Annotated in this window: 14 protein-coding genes and 1 pseudogene; 9 read left to right on the plus strand and 6 right to left on the minus strand. The window is 45.1% G+C overall.

The features are described from left to right. Positions 1 to 156: 156 nt before the first annotated feature. The 4 genes from glnA (at position 157) to glnG (ending at position 5,046) form a co-directional block, all read left to right on the plus strand. Complete coding sequence (gene glnA, locus ACM0P2_RS15645; protein ID WP_120961975.1) at positions 157 to 1,566, plus strand: glutamate--ammonia ligase; 1,410 nt, start codon at positions 157 to 159, stop codon at positions 1,564 to 1,566. Positions 1,567 to 1,801: 235 nt separating this feature from the next. Then, positions 1,802 to 2,431: a DUF4124 domain-containing protein gene (locus ACM0P2_RS15650; RefSeq protein ID WP_236547055.1), complete on the plus strand. Its 630-nt coding sequence runs from the start codon at positions 1,802 to 1,804 to the stop codon at positions 2,429 to 2,431. 130 nt (positions 2,432 to 2,561) lie between these two features. Then, on the plus strand, positions 2,562 to 3,647 hold the full coding sequence (gene glnL / locus ACM0P2_RS15655) for a nitrogen regulation protein NR(II) (RefSeq protein ID WP_105929451.1): 1,086 nt from the start codon (positions 2,562 to 2,564) through the stop codon (positions 3,645 to 3,647). Further along, positions 3,637 to 5,046 carry a nitrogen regulation protein NR(I) gene (glnG, locus tag ACM0P2_RS15660; protein ID WP_159117764.1) on the plus strand — a complete coding sequence of 470 codons (1,410 nt, stop codon included), beginning with the start codon at positions 3,637 to 3,639 and terminating at the stop codon, positions 5,044 to 5,046. Before glnL ends, glnG begins: the two co-directional genes overlap by 11 nt. A gap of 133 nt (positions 5,047 to 5,179) precedes the next feature. On the opposite strand, the gene ACM0P2_RS15665 is transcribed toward glnG, so the two are convergent. Then, on the minus strand, positions 5,180 to 6,319 hold the full coding sequence (locus tag ACM0P2_RS15665; protein ID WP_419226788.1) for an HD domain-containing phosphohydrolase: 1,140 nt from the start codon (positions 6,317 to 6,319) through the stop codon (positions 5,180 to 5,182). A gap of 193 nt (positions 6,320 to 6,512) precedes the next feature. Between ACM0P2_RS15665 and ACM0P2_RS15670 the strand changes: the two genes are divergently transcribed. The 3 genes from ACM0P2_RS15670 to ACM0P2_RS15680 all read left to right on the plus strand — a co-directional run bounded on the left by ACM0P2_RS15670 (position 6,513) and on the right by ACM0P2_RS15680 (position 8,594). Next, complete coding sequence (locus tag ACM0P2_RS15670) at positions 6,513 to 7,238, plus strand: 1-acylglycerol-3-phosphate O-acyltransferase (RefSeq protein ID WP_159117762.1); 726 nt, start codon at positions 6,513 to 6,515, stop codon at positions 7,236 to 7,238. A 32-nt stretch (positions 7,239 to 7,270) separates the two neighbouring features. Further along, a complete protein-coding gene (gene rraB / locus ACM0P2_RS15675; RefSeq protein ID WP_120961983.1) occupies positions 7,271 to 7,669 on the plus strand; it encodes a ribonuclease E inhibitor RraB in 399 nt (132 codons plus the stop codon). A 109-nt stretch (positions 7,670 to 7,778) separates the two neighbouring features. After that, on the plus strand, positions 7,779 to 8,594 hold the full coding sequence (locus ACM0P2_RS15680; protein ID WP_159117761.1) for a choice-of-anchor H family protein: 816 nt from the start codon (positions 7,779 to 7,781) through the stop codon (positions 8,592 to 8,594). A 49-nt stretch (positions 8,595 to 8,643) separates the two neighbouring features. Here ACM0P2_RS15680 and ACM0P2_RS15685 read toward each other — a convergent pair. Next, a pseudogene (locus ACM0P2_RS15685) lies at positions 8,644 to 8,730 on the minus strand (methyl-accepting chemotaxis protein); the annotation flags it as partial. Continuing rightward, positions 8,710 to 8,994 carry a hypothetical protein gene (locus ACM0P2_RS15690; RefSeq protein ID WP_159117760.1) on the minus strand — a complete coding sequence of 95 codons (285 nt, stop codon included), beginning with the start codon at positions 8,992 to 8,994 and terminating at the stop codon, positions 8,710 to 8,712. The pseudogene ACM0P2_RS15685 and the gene ACM0P2_RS15690, both read right to left, overlap by 21 nt. 96 nt (positions 8,995 to 9,090) lie before the next feature. On the opposite strand from ACM0P2_RS15690, the gene ACM0P2_RS15695 reads away from it, so the two are divergent. Both ACM0P2_RS15695 and ACM0P2_RS15700 read left to right on the plus strand, forming a co-directional pair. Continuing rightward, the gene (locus ACM0P2_RS15695; protein WP_159117759.1) at positions 9,091 to 10,374 is read left to right on the plus strand and encodes an ABC transporter substrate-binding protein; all 1,284 of its coding nucleotides are present in this window, start codon (positions 9,091 to 9,093) and stop codon (positions 10,372 to 10,374) included. A gap of 53 nt (positions 10,375 to 10,427) precedes the next feature. Next, a complete protein-coding gene (locus ACM0P2_RS15700; RefSeq protein WP_159117758.1) occupies positions 10,428 to 13,106 on the plus strand; it encodes a hybrid sensor histidine kinase/response regulator in 2,679 nt (892 codons plus the stop codon). Between the two features lie 108 nt (positions 13,107 to 13,214). On the opposite strand, the gene ACM0P2_RS15705 is transcribed toward ACM0P2_RS15700, so the two are convergent. From ACM0P2_RS15705 to pepA, 3 genes are read right to left on the minus strand one after another with little or no spacing between them, the layout of a single operon-like run. Then, positions 13,215 to 15,989 carry a valine--tRNA ligase gene (locus ACM0P2_RS15705; RefSeq protein ID WP_419226789.1) on the minus strand — a complete coding sequence of 925 codons (2,775 nt, stop codon included), beginning with the start codon at positions 15,987 to 15,989 and terminating at the stop codon, positions 13,215 to 13,217. A 35-nt stretch (positions 15,990 to 16,024) separates the two neighbouring features. Continuing rightward, positions 16,025 to 16,447 carry a DNA polymerase III subunit chi gene (locus ACM0P2_RS15710; RefSeq protein ID WP_105929440.1) on the minus strand — a complete coding sequence of 141 codons (423 nt, stop codon included), beginning with the start codon at positions 16,445 to 16,447 and terminating at the stop codon, positions 16,025 to 16,027. A 6-nt stretch (positions 16,448 to 16,453) separates the two neighbouring features. Beyond that, positions 16,454 to 17,959 carry a leucyl aminopeptidase gene (gene pepA, locus ACM0P2_RS15715; RefSeq protein WP_105929652.1) on the minus strand — a complete coding sequence of 502 codons (1,506 nt, stop codon included), beginning with the start codon at positions 17,957 to 17,959 and terminating at the stop codon, positions 16,454 to 16,456. Positions 17,960 to 18,152: the final 193 nt, after the last annotated feature.

The following is an 18,152-nucleotide window of genomic DNA, read 5'->3' on the forward strand; positions in this document are numbered from 1 at the left end:
TTATGGTGCATTTCAACTTAAAAGGAAGTGATAGGTGCCCCGCTATGCCACAGAAATCGGCATGCATATAGATGGCATGATAATCGCTTTCACTTTTTTCACTGTTGGGGTGAAGCTGATCATCCCGCATTTTTTACATTAAACCTGGAGGACACGATGTCGATTGATAAGGCATTAGAGCTTATTAAAGAAAGTGAAGCGAAGTTTGTAGATTTACGTTTTACCGATACAAAAGGTAAAGAACAACACGTATCTATCCCTGCGGGCCTAGTTGATGAAGAGTTTTTCGAAGAAGGTAAAATGTTCGACGGTTCTTCAATCGCTGGCTGGAAAGGCATCAATGAATCAGACATGGTTCTTCTTCCAGATGCGGACAGCTGTGTTGTAGACCCGTTTGCTGAAGAAACACAAGTAAACATTCGTTGTGACATCGTTGAGCCTTCTACTATGGAAGGTTATGAGCGCGATCCTCGTTCAGTTGCTCGTCGCGCAGAAGAGTACCTAAAGTCAACAGGCATTGGTGACACTGTATTCTTCGGTCCTGAGCCAGAGTTTTTCCTTTTCGACGACGTTCGCTTCCACACAGACATGGCGGGTTCTTTCTATAAGATCGATTCTGCAGAAGCCAAATGGAATTCAGGTGAAGAATTCGAAGGCGGCAACATGGCACACCGCCCAGGCGTTAAAGGCGGTTACTTCCCAGTACCACCAGTAGATTCTGCGCACGACATCCGTGCAGCTATGTGCTTAGTAATGGAAGAAATGGGCCTTGTAATCGAAGCGCACCACCACGAAGTAGCAACAGCTGGCCAAAACGAAATTGCATGCCAATTCAACACGCTAGTTAAGAAAGCTGATGAAATTCAAGTTTACAAGTATGTAGTTCACAACGTTGCACATGCATACGGCCAAACTGCTACCTTTATGCCTAAGCCACTTGTTGGCGATAACGGTTCTGGTATGCACTGCCACCAGTCTATCTCTAAAGATGGCGTGAACATCTTCGCGGGTGACAAGTACGCAGGTCTTTCTGAAGAAGCACTTTACTACATTGGCGGTATCATTAAGCACGCGCGTGCAATCAACGCATTTGCAAACGCGTCGACTAACTCATACAAGCGTCTAGTTCCTGGCTTCGAAGCGCCGGTAATGCTTGCTTACTCAGCACGTAACCGCTCAGCGTCTATTCGTATTCCACACGTAACTAGTGATAAAGCGCGTCGTATCGAAGTTCGCTTCCCTGACCCAACAGCTAACCCATACCTAGCGTTCACTGCAATGCTTATGGCTGGTCTTGATGGAATTAAGAACAAGATCCACCCTGGCGATGCAATGGATAAAGATTTGTATGACCTACCTGCAGAAGAAGCAGCGGAAATCCCAACAGTTGCAAGCTCGCTAGAAATGGCGCTTGAAGCGCTTGATAACGACCGTGACTTCCTTAAAGCCGGCGGCGTTATGTCAGACGACATGATCGATGCATACATCGACCTTAAGTCTGAAGAAGTAACCAAACTTAACATGACAACTCACCCAGTTGAGTTTGATATGTACTACAGCGTGTAATCACACCTGTATAGCGATATATACTAAAGCCCGCTTTGCGGGCTTTTTTTATGCGCGCTAATTATCTACTATGGTTATGTGGTTTCGGTAAAAAGTACTAATAGAGCCCCCTTTTTGGCAGAATTTAGTATGCGCTTGCTTTAGTCATATCTAGCCAGACCAATTAAGTGATCGGCCAAAGGTAATTAACAGGCAGCCCAACAATTCATTGATTAGGTAACAACACGTGCAAAACATGACGCGAAATATCTGCTTACTATCTCTGCTGACGCTGGCTAGCTATGGGCTGCTTCCTTTAAAGGCCACTGCGATAAGTCAAGATAATGAACAAAAAAGTACGCAGCAAGATGCACAAATGAACGACTCAGCTGAAGGCGTCAATGCACCCGTCGCTGGAACCTCTTCTTCTACAACAATCTATAAAGTAGTTGGAAAAGATGGATCTGTTACTTACACCGATAAGCCGCAAAAAAATGCAGAGCCATTAGCGTTTGATGAAAAAACACAGAACGTAGTTACCGCTGCGAAAGTTCCCCCGCCACCACCACTCAAGCCCGATGCACCAAAGCCGAAATACCGCGTAGTAATCAAATCTCCAGCACCTGAGGCGACAATCCGAAATAATTTAGGTGAAATTACCATTTCAGCGACTCAAACTGGTGCACCTAAAGCACCTATCTATCGGTTAATTCTTGATGATGCCCCAATTGCTAGCAATAATTCCGGCGTTTTTAAGTTATCTGGTATCCATCGTGGGGCACACACCTACAAAGTTGAACTAACTAACAATACGGGCAAGACTCTTGCATCGTCTCCAGTTCAAACCCTTTACCTTCATCAGGCATCGGCGTTAATTAATAACTAATAGCGTGCAACCATTGTTATGCAAGCGCACCACAGAGGTTCAGTGAATATTTATTGCTGAGTTCTTTATTCGCGCACCGCATCATTGCAAGCTACAATGCACGAACATGGTGCAAAGGAGACGAGCTCGGATGCATTCCACCGAGTTAGAAACACAACAGCTAATCAATAGCTTAAACACCGCATTGGTGATGGTAGACAATAAACTTACGATTGTTTATGCCAACCATGCGGGTGAAGCTTTGTTTGAAACTGGGTTAAAACAGCTTATCGGACACCCACTTCAAGACTTCTTTCTACCGGGCACAATAGAGACCACCCGCCTTAAAGCCGCTATAAGGAAAGGTGAAGATTTCACCGAGAATGAAATTAAATTGGCGTTTAGAGATAACCGCTACGTATCTGCTGATTTGACTGTAACGAATTTGCACTTTGAAGACGGCCCACGCCTGCTATTTGAAGTTAAAAAAATTGATCAGCAAAAGCGCATAACGCGAGAAACACTGCAAAACGCACAGCATTATGCTGCCCGAGAACTAGTGCGTGGCCTTGCTCACGAAATTAAGAACCCACTTGGCGGCATTCGCGGCGCAGCACAGCTTTTAGAAAAAGAGCTAAACGACGAGCACAAAGAATTTACCAGCATGATCATTGAGCAATCTGATCGTCTTCGCAACTTGGTTGACCGTCTACTAGGGCCCAATTCACTGCCACGATTCGAAGAAAGCAACGTGCATCAGGCCCTTGAAAAAATCCGCAGCCTTATGCGATTTGACTCCGATAGTCCTATTGCCATTGTTCGCGATTATGATCCGAGTATACCGCCACTGATGCTCGATCCAGATATGATCCAGCAAGCGGTGCTCAATATTGTTCGCAACAGTGTTCAGGCGCTAACAGAAAGCGAAACGCCTAATCCAGAAATAAAATTAGTAACACGCATAGAGCGCCAGATGACGATTCAAACAAAACGTTATGCGCTAGTGGCAAAAATAAAGATTATTGATAACGGACCGGGCATTCCGCCGGAAATTAAAGACACACTTTTCTACCCCATGGTCACAAGTAAACAGAATGGCTCTGGGCTGGGTTTGTCAATATCACAGACCCTAATCAACCACCACGGCGGCAAAATAGATGTAGACAGCTACCCTGGTCACACTGAGTTCGTAATTTATCTACCAATCGATCGTAAGGAGACAGACGATGACGAATGAGTCTGTGTGGATTGTCGATGACGACAGTTCTATTCGTTGGGTGCTGCAAAAGGCCTTACAGGCAGCTGAAATAAGCTGTTTAAGTTTTGAAAACCCTGAAGATTTATTACTTCAACTTCAAAGCGGCCAAGCCCCTGAAGTCATCATTTCAGATATTAGAATGCCACAAATGGACGGCATGACTTTATTGAACGAAGTGCATTCTTCGCACCCTATGCTTCCCGTTATAATCATGACAGCGCATTCTGATCTTGATAGCGCTGTAAACGCTTATCAAAAGGGTGCGTTTGAATATTTACCAAAACCTTTCGACATAGACGAAGCGGTTACATTAACCCAGCGGGCACTTGCCCACTCTCGGGAACAATCAAACGTATCAAAAGCACAGCCTGAAGATGTGGTGACCGAGATCATCGGCGAAGCCCCTGCTATGCAGGAAGTGTTTCGCGCCATTGGCCGCCTCTCACGCTCTTCAATCAGCGTGCTCATTAACGGACAATCTGGCACAGGTAAAGAGCTGGTTGCACATGCGCTTCACAGGCACAGCCCTAGAGCAAGTAAACCCTTTATTGCGCTGAACATGGCTGCTATTCCCGCTGACCTTGTAGAGTCTGAATTATTCGGACATGAAAAAGGTGCATTCACTGGTGCACAAGCAGCTCGCCAAGGTCGCTTTGAACAAGCTGACGGCGGTACGCTATTCTTAGATGAAATTGGTGACATGCCGTTAGATGTGCAAACTCGACTGTTGCGTGTACTTGCTGATGGCCAGTTTTATCGCGTTGGCGGTCATCAATCGGTGAGTGTGGACGTACGCATTATTGCAGCAACCCACCAAAATTTAGAACAGCGTGTTGCTGAAGGAAAATTTAGGGAAGATTTGTTCCACCGCTTAAACGTAATTCGCGTACATCTCCCCTCTCTTAGTGAACGCAGAGAAGACATTCCCCTGCTAACGCGACACTTCTTACGTCGTGCGGCAAAGGAGCTGGATGTAGAAGCTAAGAGTATTTCTAAAGAAGCTGAACGCGTCATGTCGCAGCTATCATGGCCAGGTAACGTCAGACAATTAGAAAACGTGTGCCGATGGCTTACTGTGATGGCAAGTGGTCAAGAAGTTCTGCCTAGCGATTTACCACCAGAGATCCATAATGACAACGCGATAGAGAAACCGAGCACAGAATCGGGGGAGTGGCCAGATTTGTTGGCTAGCTGGACGGATAAGCAACTTCGTGACGGTCATCACAATATTCTTAACGACGCGATGCTGACGTTTGAGCGCGTTATGCTTGAGCGAGCACTGCATCACACACACGGCCATAAGCAAGATGCTGCTAAGCGTTTAGGTTGGGGCCGCAACACGTTAACAAGAAAGCTCAAAGAACTCGGTGTAAACTAATTATCTGGTTGAGTTAGGCAAACCTCAAAAATAGCAGACGCAGGCCTGCTATTTTTATTTGTCTGACTTGCCAATCATTTTTGAATAGCTTTTAGCCTTCTATTAAAAGCTCACCCAAAAAGACTGCAGGTTGTTAATGTCCTTTGGTCAAAAGCGCCGTCATTGCCTGGTTGAAAATTCTCACCCATTTCATGCTGAACTGGCCTTTGGCGCTGCGGTTAATTTCAATCACCGCCTCTTTTTTTGATAACACCTTATCTTCATTGTGAGCTCTGGGATGAGTCATGGCGTCATAGGTATCCACTATAGCGAGTAACTTTGCGCCTTCACAAATATCGTCTTCTTTAAGCCCGAGTGGATAACCGGTTCCATCAGTACGCTCGTGATGCTGCATCACAATTTTGCGCGCCATATCCCACTGGTCTAAATGCTCTAACAAACGCGCACTCTTATATACGTGAGAGCGCATAAGATTAAACTCGTTATCGCTAAGAGCATCTCCTTTATGGAGTAGCTTTAGAGGCATAAATGCCATACCGAAATCGTGAACGTAACTGGCAACGGCAAGCTGGTCCTCGTCAATAGGATTTTCGGCCACGTCATTAATGTACATAGCAAGTTTTGCGACCCGATCACCACGCCCAGCCCAGTAATCTGAACGGCGCTCTATAGACTGCATTAGATCTCGGAAAAACAGAATATCCTGCTTTTTTTCGCTACTAATGTCTTTTGGTATTCCCGTTGCCGCAAGGGTGACCGGCTTATTTTGAGCATTGGATTGCTCGTTATCGTCAATCACTCTATCTAGAGCCGGATTTAGTAATAGTACGGCTTCTGTTAGACGCTTCTCATGATCAGATGAATTTTCAGGTGTCACCCGGCTTATTGCCAAAACTAGCTGGGTATGAAGATTGTCATCGTACTCAGCACTACCATTGGCCATTACGCTTTCTACAAACGCTTTAACCCTATCCATGGTCAGCAATACCAAATCACTCATTGTGCTTGTGTAAGCCACCTGCCCTTTGCGTAAATAATCTAGCAAGTCTTCTACGTGCTGCAAAAGTGGGATCATCGGTGAGAAGTTAACTAAGCCCAAATCGCCTTTGATTGTATGAATAGAGCGAAACAAAGCGCGCTGCAACTCGTTGTCTTCAGGACGAAGCTCTAATTCAATCAGAGTTTGCTCACTAGATTCATAGAGTTCGTTAATTTCCTCCATTAGGTCAGCGAGAATATCTTCTTCGAGGTCGTCTGGAGTGAATGTTTGCATATACTGGTTACCGAGTTAAATTCGATTGCGCTTCTTCTTATTGTAATTGGGTATCGGCAAAATTTCCTCATACTAAAGGTGATAAAGGTAAGGACTTTTTAAATAAAAAGATTTGCGCTGTAAAAACTCATCGGACAAGTGTACGCTGAAACTTCATCTATACTGCGCGCGTCAATAGAATCTAGGAGTTGTTTTGATCGCTTTATTCCGCATTCCAGCACTTTTTATCGCCTTTTTGTTTATCAACGTTGTGTTGTTGATTATTTGTATTGTGCGCCCTTTTCACAAAGATAACGTTCATGCAGCGGGCAGCTTATATTCTCTCATGGCGAAAATTGTGGGCCTGAAACTCATCATTAGAAAGGACCCAGCGGTTAAAATTAATGAACCTTATGTATTTATAGCCAATCATCAAAATAGCTTTGACGTGATTACGATTTGTAAAGCTGCCCTTCCTGGCGTGGTCACAATTGGTAAAAAAAGCCTAAAGTGGATCCCTATCTTCGGCCAAATATACTGGCTATCTGGGAACATCATGATTGATAGAAAAAACTCGGGTAAAGCCCGAAATACGCTAGATATTGCCGCACACCGTATTGCAAAAAAGAAGACGTCAGTATGGCTATTTCCTGAAGGCACCAGAAGTTACGGCAGAGGTATTCTACCTTTTAAGCAGGGAGCATTTCGTTTAGCTAAAACGACCAATGAGCCCGTGGTCATGGTTACAGCTAGTAACCTGCACAACAAAGTGAAATGGAACCGTTGGGACAATGGCATAGTGCTCATTGATATTTCTGCTCCCGTCCCCCTTACTGAAGCGCATTCAATCAAAGAGTGGATGGTACATTTCAATAATGAAATGAAACAAAAATTCGATACGCTCAATACTCAGGTCGCTGAACTAGAAAAAAGCAGGTAAACTTGCGTCAAAATTGCTAACGAGTGTTTATTATGACCCAGTTCGATGAAAGAGAAGAGTGGTACGAGTTTAATCAAGAAACCATTGATGCCCTTTTAGAAGACGGCAGCCAAGCAGACGCCGACTATACCATTGAGCACCACTTCGCCAGTACAGACTTCGATGTGTTAGAAAAAGCCGCCGTAGATGCATTTAAAGCCGGTTTTGAAGTTACGGATGCAGAGGAATTGATGCTAGATGACGGTGAAACAATTTTCTGCTTCGACGCTATAGTTGAAAGGAAACTGGATATTGAAAAACTCAATGCAGATTCTGACGCACTGCTAAAAATCGCTGACAAACACGACGTAACGTACGATGGATGGGGTACGTACTTTGAACCCCGTGAAGAAGGCGATTACGAAGAAGACGAATATCAATTCGATGACTAAGCCTTGCACTTAGTTTTTTAAATAAGCACGTTAAGTTCTCCTTCAGCTTTTGTTCATCTTTTTCCATCAACAATGACACTGTCATTATCGATTGGAAAAGGATGGACAGATGAAAAAATTACTACTCGCACTTGCCACATATTCCGCTTTTACCGCAGTGCAATTGAATTTCACTGCGCCTGCGCATGCAACAATTGAATCAGACTCGCCGTTAAAAGCCGTTGAGTCTAAAGAGTATCGCTACGACAAGCCCTTTGTTCCATCGGCGTCGCTTGAATCGAAGACCACAGATACTGTAAATAGCCAACGCGATGAAATTCAGTCTTCGGATGGCGCTCTTCATCAAGACGCGAATATTCTTGAAACTGGAAAACACACGCAACATTTGGGCATCAATAAGTCTTTTAGCGACATTGTCGTTAGCAGTATTAATGAATTTTGGATTTACGAAAGCTGGGTATCGTTAGAGCAAGATATTGACTACGATGGCTATCACTCTACTTTTTCAATCGAGTTCGACGCCGATACTATTTTTACACGCGCCCCTGTTTATGCAGTTTTATACCTAGGTAGAAACGATGTTTATGAAGCTATTCATGTGACGTCTGACTTTTACATCTATTCAGAAGATTCCACGGACACGTTTACAATTGAAAGTAATCTTTTATCTGGGTACGCTCCGGGTGATTACGATATTTTACTAGAGCTTTATGACGCAGATACAGAAATGCTAGTCGCTTACACAGATGCCTACGATGATAGCGCTCTTGCGTATGTTCCTCTTGAAAGTGAAAACTACGAGCACGTCGAAGAAGAGACAGTTGTGGTCGTTGAAGAGCACGGTGGCACATGGACTTTTCTCACGCTCGTTATGCTAGGTGGAGTAGCATTCATACGCAGATTGTCGGTAAGAAGCCAAAGATAGATTGAGTACACAGCGTGCAAACTGATAAGGCTGCAAATTATTGCAGCTTTTTATCGCCTGCTCTCGCAGCCTCGATGCCAGCATTCAGCGCCAATAGGTTTATTTGCTCCGCTATTCATTTGATTACTGTAAGTACGGTATTAATGAGTTCACTTTTTTCATTTAGCTCAGAAATTTTAGTAGATGTCTCTTCTATACTTTCACCTAAGCTATGAATATCATCCACGGTTTTTTGTACTATCTGATTACCTGCGCTTGCAAGCTCGTTACAGCTTTTAGTTTTGTCTGATGTTTGTACAGCGTTGTGAGATACTTCTTCAGTGGCCTTTGACATTTGACTTAACGCGGCTGATACCTCTTCAATTTCGGCCAATTGAAGCTGAGTTTCACTCACATTCATATATTTATTTTTGGCAGAAGCGCAACATTGTTTGGTACTTCTGTACAATCGATGCCAGAATAAAACTAAGTTACCGTTTGTTTTGGACGCGCGTATATGCCTGCAAAATATAATAAAAACCAAAAGTCCTCGCCAACACGACGAACCCTGTTAAAGGGTGGACTGGCTTTCGGTTTGACTGCGGGCGTGACTCCTTTTGCTATTGGAAAGCCTAAACCCACACTTCGTGTAATGGGTACCCACGTAACGCTCCAAGAAGATATACGACAGCGGGCGATGGAAGACTTGGGCATAAACATAGCATTTGAACCCGGCGGCAGTGCTAGAGTTCTTCAGAAGGCATCGATGCTCCCAAATTCATTCGATCTCTATGAGCAGTGGTCTAACAGCATCAACGTACTGTGGCGAGCTCAAGCTATTCAGCCAATAGAAAAAAAGCGTCTGCTATATTGGGAAGAAATAAATAACCTTACCAAGACCGGTAAACTCACGGGAAATGCAAGAGAGGGAGCAGGCGATGCACCGCATAAAATCCTTCATGTTCAAGGCAACGGATCCTTGGGCGAAAAGCATACAGATGGAATTAGCTTCTTACCCTACGTACACAACGTTGACTCTTTTGGCTATGACACAACGAAACTTCCTGTGGAACTCCAAAGTGAAGAAGAAAGCTGGGGATGGTTATTAGACTCTCGATATTCAGGTAGAGTGGGTATCGTGAATGATCCAACGATTGGTTTGTTTGACCTAGCGCTTGCCGCACAGGCCAAAGGCTTTATACAATTTGAAGATATTGGTGCCATTACTGAATACGAGCTGGATGACTTATTCAACCTTCTTATAGAGTTAACGCAATTAAATCATTTCAACGGATTTTGGACATCAGTCCCTGAATCGGTTGAGTTTATGAAAAGTGGCAGAGTGTCTATTGAAAGCATGTTCTCGCCCGCTGTATCAGCACTTAATGGTCAAGATATTCCTGTGAAATTTGCTGCGCCGAAAGAAGGTTACCGTGGCTGGCACGGCGTAATGTGTTTATCTTCCGCTACACAAGGACGAGCGAAAGACGTCGCATACGAGTACATGAACTGGTGGTTATCTGGCTGGCCTGGCGCATTTATCGCTAGACAGGGATACTATATTTCTAATCCTCAGCGCTCGGCTTCCTATTTATCGAAGCCCGAATGGGATTATTGGTACGAAGGAAAAGTAGCATCAGAGCCGTTGAAGGGAACCGACGGAAAGATAAGTGTTAAAGCCGGCGCACAGCGCAATGGCGGCAGTTATGAAACCCGTTTGAGTAACGTCGCAGTTTGGAACACAGTTATGCCTACGTATGAATATAGCTTACAAAAGTGGTACGAATTCATTACCGCATGATCTCTCTGGAAGAAGTATCACTAATAAAATGGAATAGGGTTCTGTAAGTTCAAATGTTATCGTCAATTCGCATACAGCTTATCACCGTTTTTCTTGCGCTAATCACTTTGATTCTGGCACAGAGCTTTATTGCTCGTAAAAATCAGGATGTTTTGAGTAAAGGAGTTTCATCAGCAGCTAACGCAGTTATCAATGTCGGCATTGTTAAAGAGTTAGAGCGTGATGTTGTAGACCTACAAAGAAACGTACTTATTTTTAAAGAAAACGCCAGTAAGTCTGCGATCACACGCTTCAGCAGGCTGATGGTAACAATAAACAGCAAATTAGACACGCTAGACGCTGCGGAGCAATCTGGAAGCAAAGAGGGCGACAGGTATATTCTTTCGAGGATGAGAGAACACCTAAATGCTTATCAGGAGAACTTCTCACAGGTCGTCAATGCCCGCTCCGAGAGAGACAATTTAATAGCCCAAGGCACACTTTCAGATATTACTTTTTTCAACACATTGTTAGATGAAGCCCTAGCAAAAGGCGAAGTTTCCGTTGTTTCGGTGGAAGAAGCGAAAACTCTTCTAATTCGTGCTGAAAACGCAATGCTAAAGTATCTAATGAAGCCTGATATGAGGTTTATTCAATCATTTAACAAAGCAGCCGATTCCTTAAAGAGTCTCAACTTTTCGGAAAACGAGCGCCTTCAACAAAGAATAAAGTCACTCACGGCTAAACTAAAGGGCGACTTCTTTAAACTGACTCAGCTCATTCAAGGCAATTTATTTCTCGTCAATGTGGTCATGGCAGGCTCAGCCAACGAATTTCTTTACCTAAGTGGTGAGCTAGCTAAGCAAGTCACCGCGAATTCTGAAGTTGCCACACAAAGAACGTATCAAATAGCCAAGCATACTCAGCAAAACGGTGAGGTATTCTCCCTTATAGCGATACTTCTCGCACTGTCAGCAGCGCTCTTTTCTACCTTTCGTATTCTTGGTCCTATCCGTTCCATTACTTTGGTCTTTAACAAGCTTTCTAAAGGCGTTCAAATCGCTAATATTCCCGGCAGTAATCGCAAAGATGAGATTGGTAAATTAGCAAAAGCAGCGCTGGTATTTAGCGATAAGAATCGCCAAACTGAAAAGCTTTTACATGAAGCGCGTAACATGAATACGCAGCTGGAGGGTTTAAACAGTGCTTTAACAGAGTCGAAGATAAAAGCAGAGCAGGCAACTGCGTCTAAAAGTATGTTTTTAGCCAATATGAGTCACGAAATCCGTACTCCGATGAATGGCATTATTGGTCTGATAGAACTTGCTCAACAGCAAACGCTTTCAAATACGGTAAGAGGATACTTGGATAAAGCAGCGTATTCAGGCCAAATTTTAATAAGCGTGATAAACGATATACTCGACTTTTCAAAGATAGAAGCTGGCAAGTTAAAAATAGAAGAAGTAAGTTTCTCCTTGCATTCACTGTTCGATAACTTGATAGCAGTTATTGCACTACGCGCCAAGGAAAAGAACTTATCCGTTCACTTTACAGTTAACCCTTCGCTTCCCCCGCAGGTTATTGGCGACCCATTGCGTATAGCCCAAATCATTATGAATATTGGTAATAACGCCGTTAAGTTCACCGAGCAAGGTCATGTTGACATAGTGTTTAACGGCACATTAAATGAAAAAGGAAATGTGCTTAACCTCATAATGGAAGTTACAGATTCAGGCATAGGCATGAGTCCATCTCAACTGGATAGAATTTTCAAACCATTCACTCAAGCCGATGGGTCGACGAACAGGAAATATGGCGGTACTGGCTTGGGACTCGCTATTGTAAGCCAGCTCACAGAACTTATGCAGGGGCGCCTAGATGCGACGTCTACAATAGGTAAAGGCAGTACATTTAAAATTGAGCTGCCTTTGAAAGCGTTTAAAAACCAGGCAGGCGTCTTGGCTCAAACCCCTCAGCTTCCTTTAGATAGCCTTTATATTACTCAAGCGCCCTTGCTGCCATTGGCCTATTGTCATCAAATTCAGCTCTTGGAACAGCGACATTTATCGATTGAGGAAGCGAAACAAATATCCGACCTTCCCGAATTCATTATTTTTGACGTACAAAATTTCACTACCTTTAGAGAAAACCTTACTTGGCTAAAAAGTTTACACGAAACAGGCAAGTCGGTAGGTCTGGTGTTCGAGACAGCGGGTACTGCGCTTCAATCAAAATACGATTCGCTGTGGGACGGACCGTCAATTATGCATCCGTTTACGCCAGCGCAGTTCGATCGTTTTATAAATCAAGTGATCTCGAAAGACGCCAGAAATGACAATACGAAGTTTGATCATGAAACCATAAATACTGTGCTTGAAGGCCACGTGCTGTTGGTGGAAGACAATAATATCAATCAACTCGTAACAGGCGAGATGCTGACAAATCTTGGGCTTACTTTCGATATCGCAGAAGACGGAAAACAGGCTGTACAAAAAGTGGAAAATGCACCGCAATATGACCTCGTATTAATGGATGTTCAAATGCCCGTTATGGATGGTTATGAAGCAACAAGGATACTTCGTGAGAAAGGTTTTACCGGTGTACCTATTATTGGCCTTTCGGCAAATGCGATGAAGGAAGATAGACAAGGGGCACTTGATGCCGGTATGAATGACTATCTTACCAAGCCCATTAAGCAAAAGGCGCTTGTTGCTATGCTTAAACAATACTTAGGCAAACGATTAGATGGTTAACTTTATTTGATTATCAGCTTCATCAAATAAAAAAAGGATTACCTCAAATGTGAGGTAACCCTTTTATTTATCTACTTCATTAGCCAGTTAAAGCTGAAGTATTTTCGTTTACAGTGCTTTAATGGTCTCGAACTGCTCTTTAAGTTTAGCTAGGGCTTTTTCACCCTCGTCCAACTTCGCACGTTCTTTCTCAATTACCGCTTCTGGCGCATTACTTACGAACTTCTCGTTACCTAATTTGCCACGGGTACGAGATACGTCTTTCTCGATTTTCTCCATCGCTTTAGTAATACGGGCAAGCTCTGCGTCTTTATCGATAAGCCCTGCCATTGGGATAAGAATTTCCATCTCACCCACAAGCGCTGTGGCACTGGCTGGTGCTTCTTCACCGTCTTTTAATATCGTAACGGTTTCAAGCTTAGAAAGCTTGTCTAGGAATGCCTTAGCCGCATCAAGACGACGGGCGTCTTCATCGCTTACGTTTTTAAGTAGCGCATTAAGTGGTTTGTTTGGCGAGATATCCATTTCACCACGAATATTACGAATACCTACGATAAACTTCTTCACCCACTCAATGTCTGCAAGCACTTTATCGTCTTGCTTCGCCGCATCAACTTCTGGGAATGCCTGAACCATAATGCTTGCGCCCTCTTCCACCTTAAGCGCACTCAGTGGCACAACGCGCCGCCAGATAGTGTCGGTAATAAACGGCATTAGCGGGTGCAACAAGCGAAGCAGGCTTTCTAGCACGTTAATTAGTGTATGGCGGGTACCGCGCTTTTCAGCTTCAGTGCTGACGTCATTGCTAAGCACAGGCTTAGTGAGCTCTAGATACCAGTCACAGAACTGGTTCCAAGTAAACTCGTAGACCGTTTGCGCAGCAATATCAAAGCGGTAGTCTTCAAGCGCTTTTTCAAACTCAACCAGCGTTTGTTGGAACTTAGCCCAAATCCAGCGATCGGCCATACTAAGCACCATTTCGCCCCCGTCACGGCCTGTATCGTGCTCTTCTGTGTTCATCAATACGAAACGGGATGCGTTCCAAATTTTGTTACAGAAGTTGCGGTAGCCTTCAACACGGGCCATATCAAAGTTGATATCGCGGCTGGTTGACGCCATCGCTGCAAAAGTAAAGCGCAATGCATCTGTGCCGTAAGCCTGAATACCGTCAGGGAACTGTTTACGGGTACGCTTAGCAATCTTCTCAGCAAGCTGAGGCTGCATCATGCCCGCAGTGCGCTTAGTCACTAGCGACTCAATATCAATACCGTCAATCAAATCGATTGGGTCAAGCACGTTGCCCTTCGACTTTGACATTTTATCGCCGTTCTCATCACGGATAAGGCCAGTAATATAAATATCTTTAAACGGAATCTTGCCAGTGAACTTCTTGGTCATCATGATCATTCTGGCAACCCAGAAGAAGATGATGTCAAAGCCAGTTACTAGCACTGAAGACGGTACAAAGGTTTCAAGATCTGGTGTTTCTTCTGGCCAGCCCATGGTCGCGAACGGCCATAGCGCACTTGAGAACCAGGTATCTAGCACATCGTCATCTTGTGAAAGGGTTACGTCACTGCCTAGGCCATGTTTCTCACGCACTTCTTCTTCGGTGCGGCCAACAAAAACGTTACCGTTTTCGTCATACCACGCTGGAATGCGGTGGCCCCACCACAGCTGACGTGAAATACACCAGTCTTGAATGTTGTGCATCCACTGGTAGTAAGTCTTATTCCAGTTCTCTGGCACAAAGCGAATTTCGCCACTTTCAACCGCTTCAATCGCGGGCTTAGCCAGAGACTCAACGGCTACATACCATTGGTCAGTTAGGTATGGTTCGATAACCGCGCCCGTTCTGTCGCCACGTGGCACCTTAAGCTTATGCGGCTCAATCTTAACCAATGCGCCTTGTGCGTCTAAATCAGCCACTATTTGCTTACGGGCGTCGAAGCGATCTAAACCGCGATACGCTTCTGGCGCATCGTCGTTAATTTTCGCATCGTCAGTAAGAATATTGATCATAGGCAGGTTATGACGCTTACCCATGTCGTAGTCGTTGAAGTCGTGAGCTGGCGTAATTTTAACGCAGCCTGTACCGAATTCTTGGTCGACATAGTCATCGGCAATAACCGGAATTAAACGGCCAGTAATCGGTAGCTTAATTTCTTTGCCGATAAAGCCTTGATAACGCTCGTCATCCGGGTGTACCGCAACCGCAGTGTCACCTAGCATGGTTTCAGGGCGCGTTGTCGCAACCACTAGTTCACCGCTGCCATCCGCTAGCGGATAGCGCATGTGCCACATGTGGCCGTCTTCTTCTTCGTTCAGTACTTCTAAGTCAGATACTGCAGTGTGAAGCACTGGGTCCCAGTTAACCAAACGCTTACCGCGGTAAATTAGGCCTTCTTCGTGTAGTTTAACGAACACTTCAGTGACGGCTTTAGACAGGTCTTCGTCCATGGTAAACACTTCGCGAGACCAGTCAGGTGACGTACCTAAGCGGCGCATTTGACCGGTGATCGTACCGCCGCTGTGCTCTTTCCATTCCCACACTTTTTTGATGAAGTCTTCGCGACCTAAATCGTGGCGCGTCTTGCCTTGTGCATTAAGTTGGCGCTCTACCACCATTTGGGTAGCAATACCGGCGTGGTCGGTACCCACTTGCCATAGCGTATTATCGCCCTTCATGCGGTGATAGCGGGTTAAGGCATCCATAATGGTCTGCTGGAAACCATGGCCCATGTGAAGGCTACCGGTAACGTTTGGTGGCGGAAGCAAAATACAATAAGGGTCGCCGCTACCTGAAGCTTTAAATAAACCCGCCTCTTCCCATGACTTGTAGCATTGCTGCTCGATGGACTGCGGTTCGAAGGTTTTATCCATTACACACTCTCAAATTGAAGCTAAACGCGAATGAGCTATGCAGATTTAAACTGCATATTGCATCCAGCTTGCTGATAGTTTTTGTATCTCACCCGTGCGGCCTGTTTGGCATTCTCGTCCACGGGTACAAAATCGATGATTTGACGATGCTGGTTAGGCGAAGGCACCATGCCGGAACCCACATTTACCACCATTTGTCGTCTGGCTACCTGCTCTGGCCGCCAACAAATTTCCACCGGCGTTCCCGACTGCGGCCCTTCACCAAAAAGATTATGGGGCACGAAGCGGTCAGCCGGTAGCTGCCACAACAATTCATCAACTTCTTCAGCTTGCGCCTGTGTATCGCACAACACGCTAATTTTTTGCTTATTGGCAAACGCTGACGCAATGACTTCACTGGCGCGGCCTGCCACACCATTGTCACTGCTGGTAAGTTGATAAAATATCACTTGTGGCATTTATGATTAGTCCTCTAATTTGATATCTGCGCGGTTCATCAAGAACTGAGACAGCATTGGCACTGGACGGCCTGTTGCGCCTTTGTTCTTGCCACTGCGCCATGCCGTACCGGCAATATCAAGGTGCGCCCAGTTGTACTTTTTAGTAAAGCGTGACAGGAAACAACCCGCTGTGATTGACCCTGCAGGGCGACCACCAAGGTTTGTCATATCGGCAAACGGACTTTCAAGCTGCTCTTGGTAATCATCCCATAGCGGTAGACGCCATGCGCGATCTGAGCTTTGCTCCGATGCATTTAGTAGCTCGTGAGCAAGAGGGTTATGCGTGCTCATTACTGCCGTTGCGTGATGACCTAGCGCAATAATTGCCGCGCCCGTTAGCGTAGCAACATCAATAACAAGCTCTGGTTCGAAACGCTCTACATAAGTTAGTGCGTCGCACAATACCAAACGGCCTTCTGCATCAGTATTAAGCACTTCAACGGTTTGGCCCGACATGGTCGTTAGAATGTCGCCTGGGCGGTATGCTTTACCGTCTGGCATGTTCTCACAGCCTGCTAGTACGCCGATAACGTTAATTGGCAGGTTAAGTGCAGCGATGGTATGCATTGTGCCAAGCACGCCTGCAGCGCCGCCCATGTCGTACTTCATTTCATCCATGGCTTCGCCTGGCTTAATTGAAATACCGCCAGAATCAAAAGTAAGACCTTTACCAACAAGCACAATAGGTGCTTGGTCTGCAGCACCGCCGCGGTGATGCATAATACTCATCATGCTTTCGTTGTCAGACCCACGACCAACCGCTAAATATGCCTGCATACCTAGCTCTGCCATTTGGGTTTCATCAACCACTTCAGCAGTGACACTGTCGTATTGGCTAGCTAGCTCTTGCGCTTGTTGCCACAGATAAGCGGGGTTACAAATGTTTGGTGGCATGTTGGCCACGTCTTTAGTCACTTTTGCACCACGAGCAACGGCCAAGCCATGCTCAATAGCACGCTCGCCCACCGTCAGTTCGCGACGGGTAGGTACATTAAATACAATTTTACGCAGCGGGCGGCGAGGCTCGCCTTTTTTCGTTTTAAGCTGCAAGAAGGTGTAAAGCGTGTCTTCCGTTGCCTCGACAGCTTGGCGCACTTTCCAATAAGTATCACGGCCTTTAACGTGAAGCTCGGTAAGGAAACACACTGCTTCCATTGAACCCGTTTCATTCAACGTTTGAATGGTTTTGGCAATGATATTCTTATACTGACGTTCATCTAATTCGCGCTCTTTGCCACAACCGACTAGAAGCACGCGCTCGCTCAGTACGTTAGGTACATTGTGTAGCAACAACATTTGACCCGCTTTACCTTCAAGGTCCCCACGGCGTAACAAGTTGCTGATATAACCTTCACTGATTTCGTCTAGTTGTTCGGCCACCGCCGTTAGGCGACGCGGCTCGAAGACACCCACAACAATACATGCACTGCGTTGTTTTTCAGGACTGCCACTTTTTACACTAAACTCCACGATATCACCTCGCTTTTCGTCGTTTATGGTTTGCACGATGACTAAAATCACGTAACGTTTCGCGCTGCTTTATGTTTTAATACGCAGCATAACTTTTTAGTTCGCTGCAATACACGCTTTCATGCCTATTGAATATAGGTTAATTTTGCGTCAAAACACCGTGCAAACGGTTTATGATTGCAGGCAAAACTTG

The organism is Alteromonas sp. OM2203 (assembly GCF_048517045.1).
Lineage (GTDB): Bacteria > Pseudomonadota > Gammaproteobacteria > Enterobacterales > Alteromonadaceae > Alteromonas > Alteromonas gracilis.

Coding starts and splice junctions, on each gene's coding strand:
- rraB (WP_120961983.1), top strand. CDS start 7,271: ATGACCCAGTTCGATGAAAGAGAAGAGTGGTACGAGTTTAATCAAGAA.
- ACM0P2_RS15705 (WP_419226789.1), bottom strand. CDS start 15,989: ATGGATAAAACCTTCGAACCGCAGTCCATCGAGCAGCAATGCTACAAG.
- glnA (WP_120961975.1), top strand. CDS start 157: ATGTCGATTGATAAGGCATTAGAGCTTATTAAAGAAAGTGAAGCGAAG.
- ACM0P2_RS15710 (WP_105929440.1), bottom strand. CDS start 16,447: ATGCCACAAGTGATATTTTATCAACTTACCAGCAGTGACAATGGTGTG.
- ACM0P2_RS15690 (WP_159117760.1), bottom strand. CDS start 8,994: ATGAATGTGAGTGAAACTCAGCTTCAATTGGCCGAAATTGAAGAGGTA.
- ACM0P2_RS15695 (WP_159117759.1), top strand. CDS start 9,091: ATGCCTGCAAAATATAATAAAAACCAAAAGTCCTCGCCAACACGACGA.
- ACM0P2_RS15700 (WP_159117758.1), top strand. CDS start 10,428: ATGTTATCGTCAATTCGCATACAGCTTATCACCGTTTTTCTTGCGCTA.
- ACM0P2_RS15680 (WP_159117761.1), top strand. CDS start 7,779: ATGAAAAAATTACTACTCGCACTTGCCACATATTCCGCTTTTACCGCA.
- ACM0P2_RS15650 (WP_236547055.1), top strand. CDS start 1,802: ATGACGCGAAATATCTGCTTACTATCTCTGCTGACGCTGGCTAGCTAT.
- glnG (WP_159117764.1), top strand. CDS start 3,637: ATGACGAATGAGTCTGTGTGGATTGTCGATGACGACAGTTCTATTCGT.
- glnL (WP_105929451.1), top strand. CDS start 2,562: ATGCATTCCACCGAGTTAGAAACACAACAGCTAATCAATAGCTTAAAC.
- ACM0P2_RS15665 (WP_419226788.1), bottom strand. CDS start 6,319: ATGCAAACATTCACTCCAGACGACCTCGAAGAAGATATTCTCGCTGAC.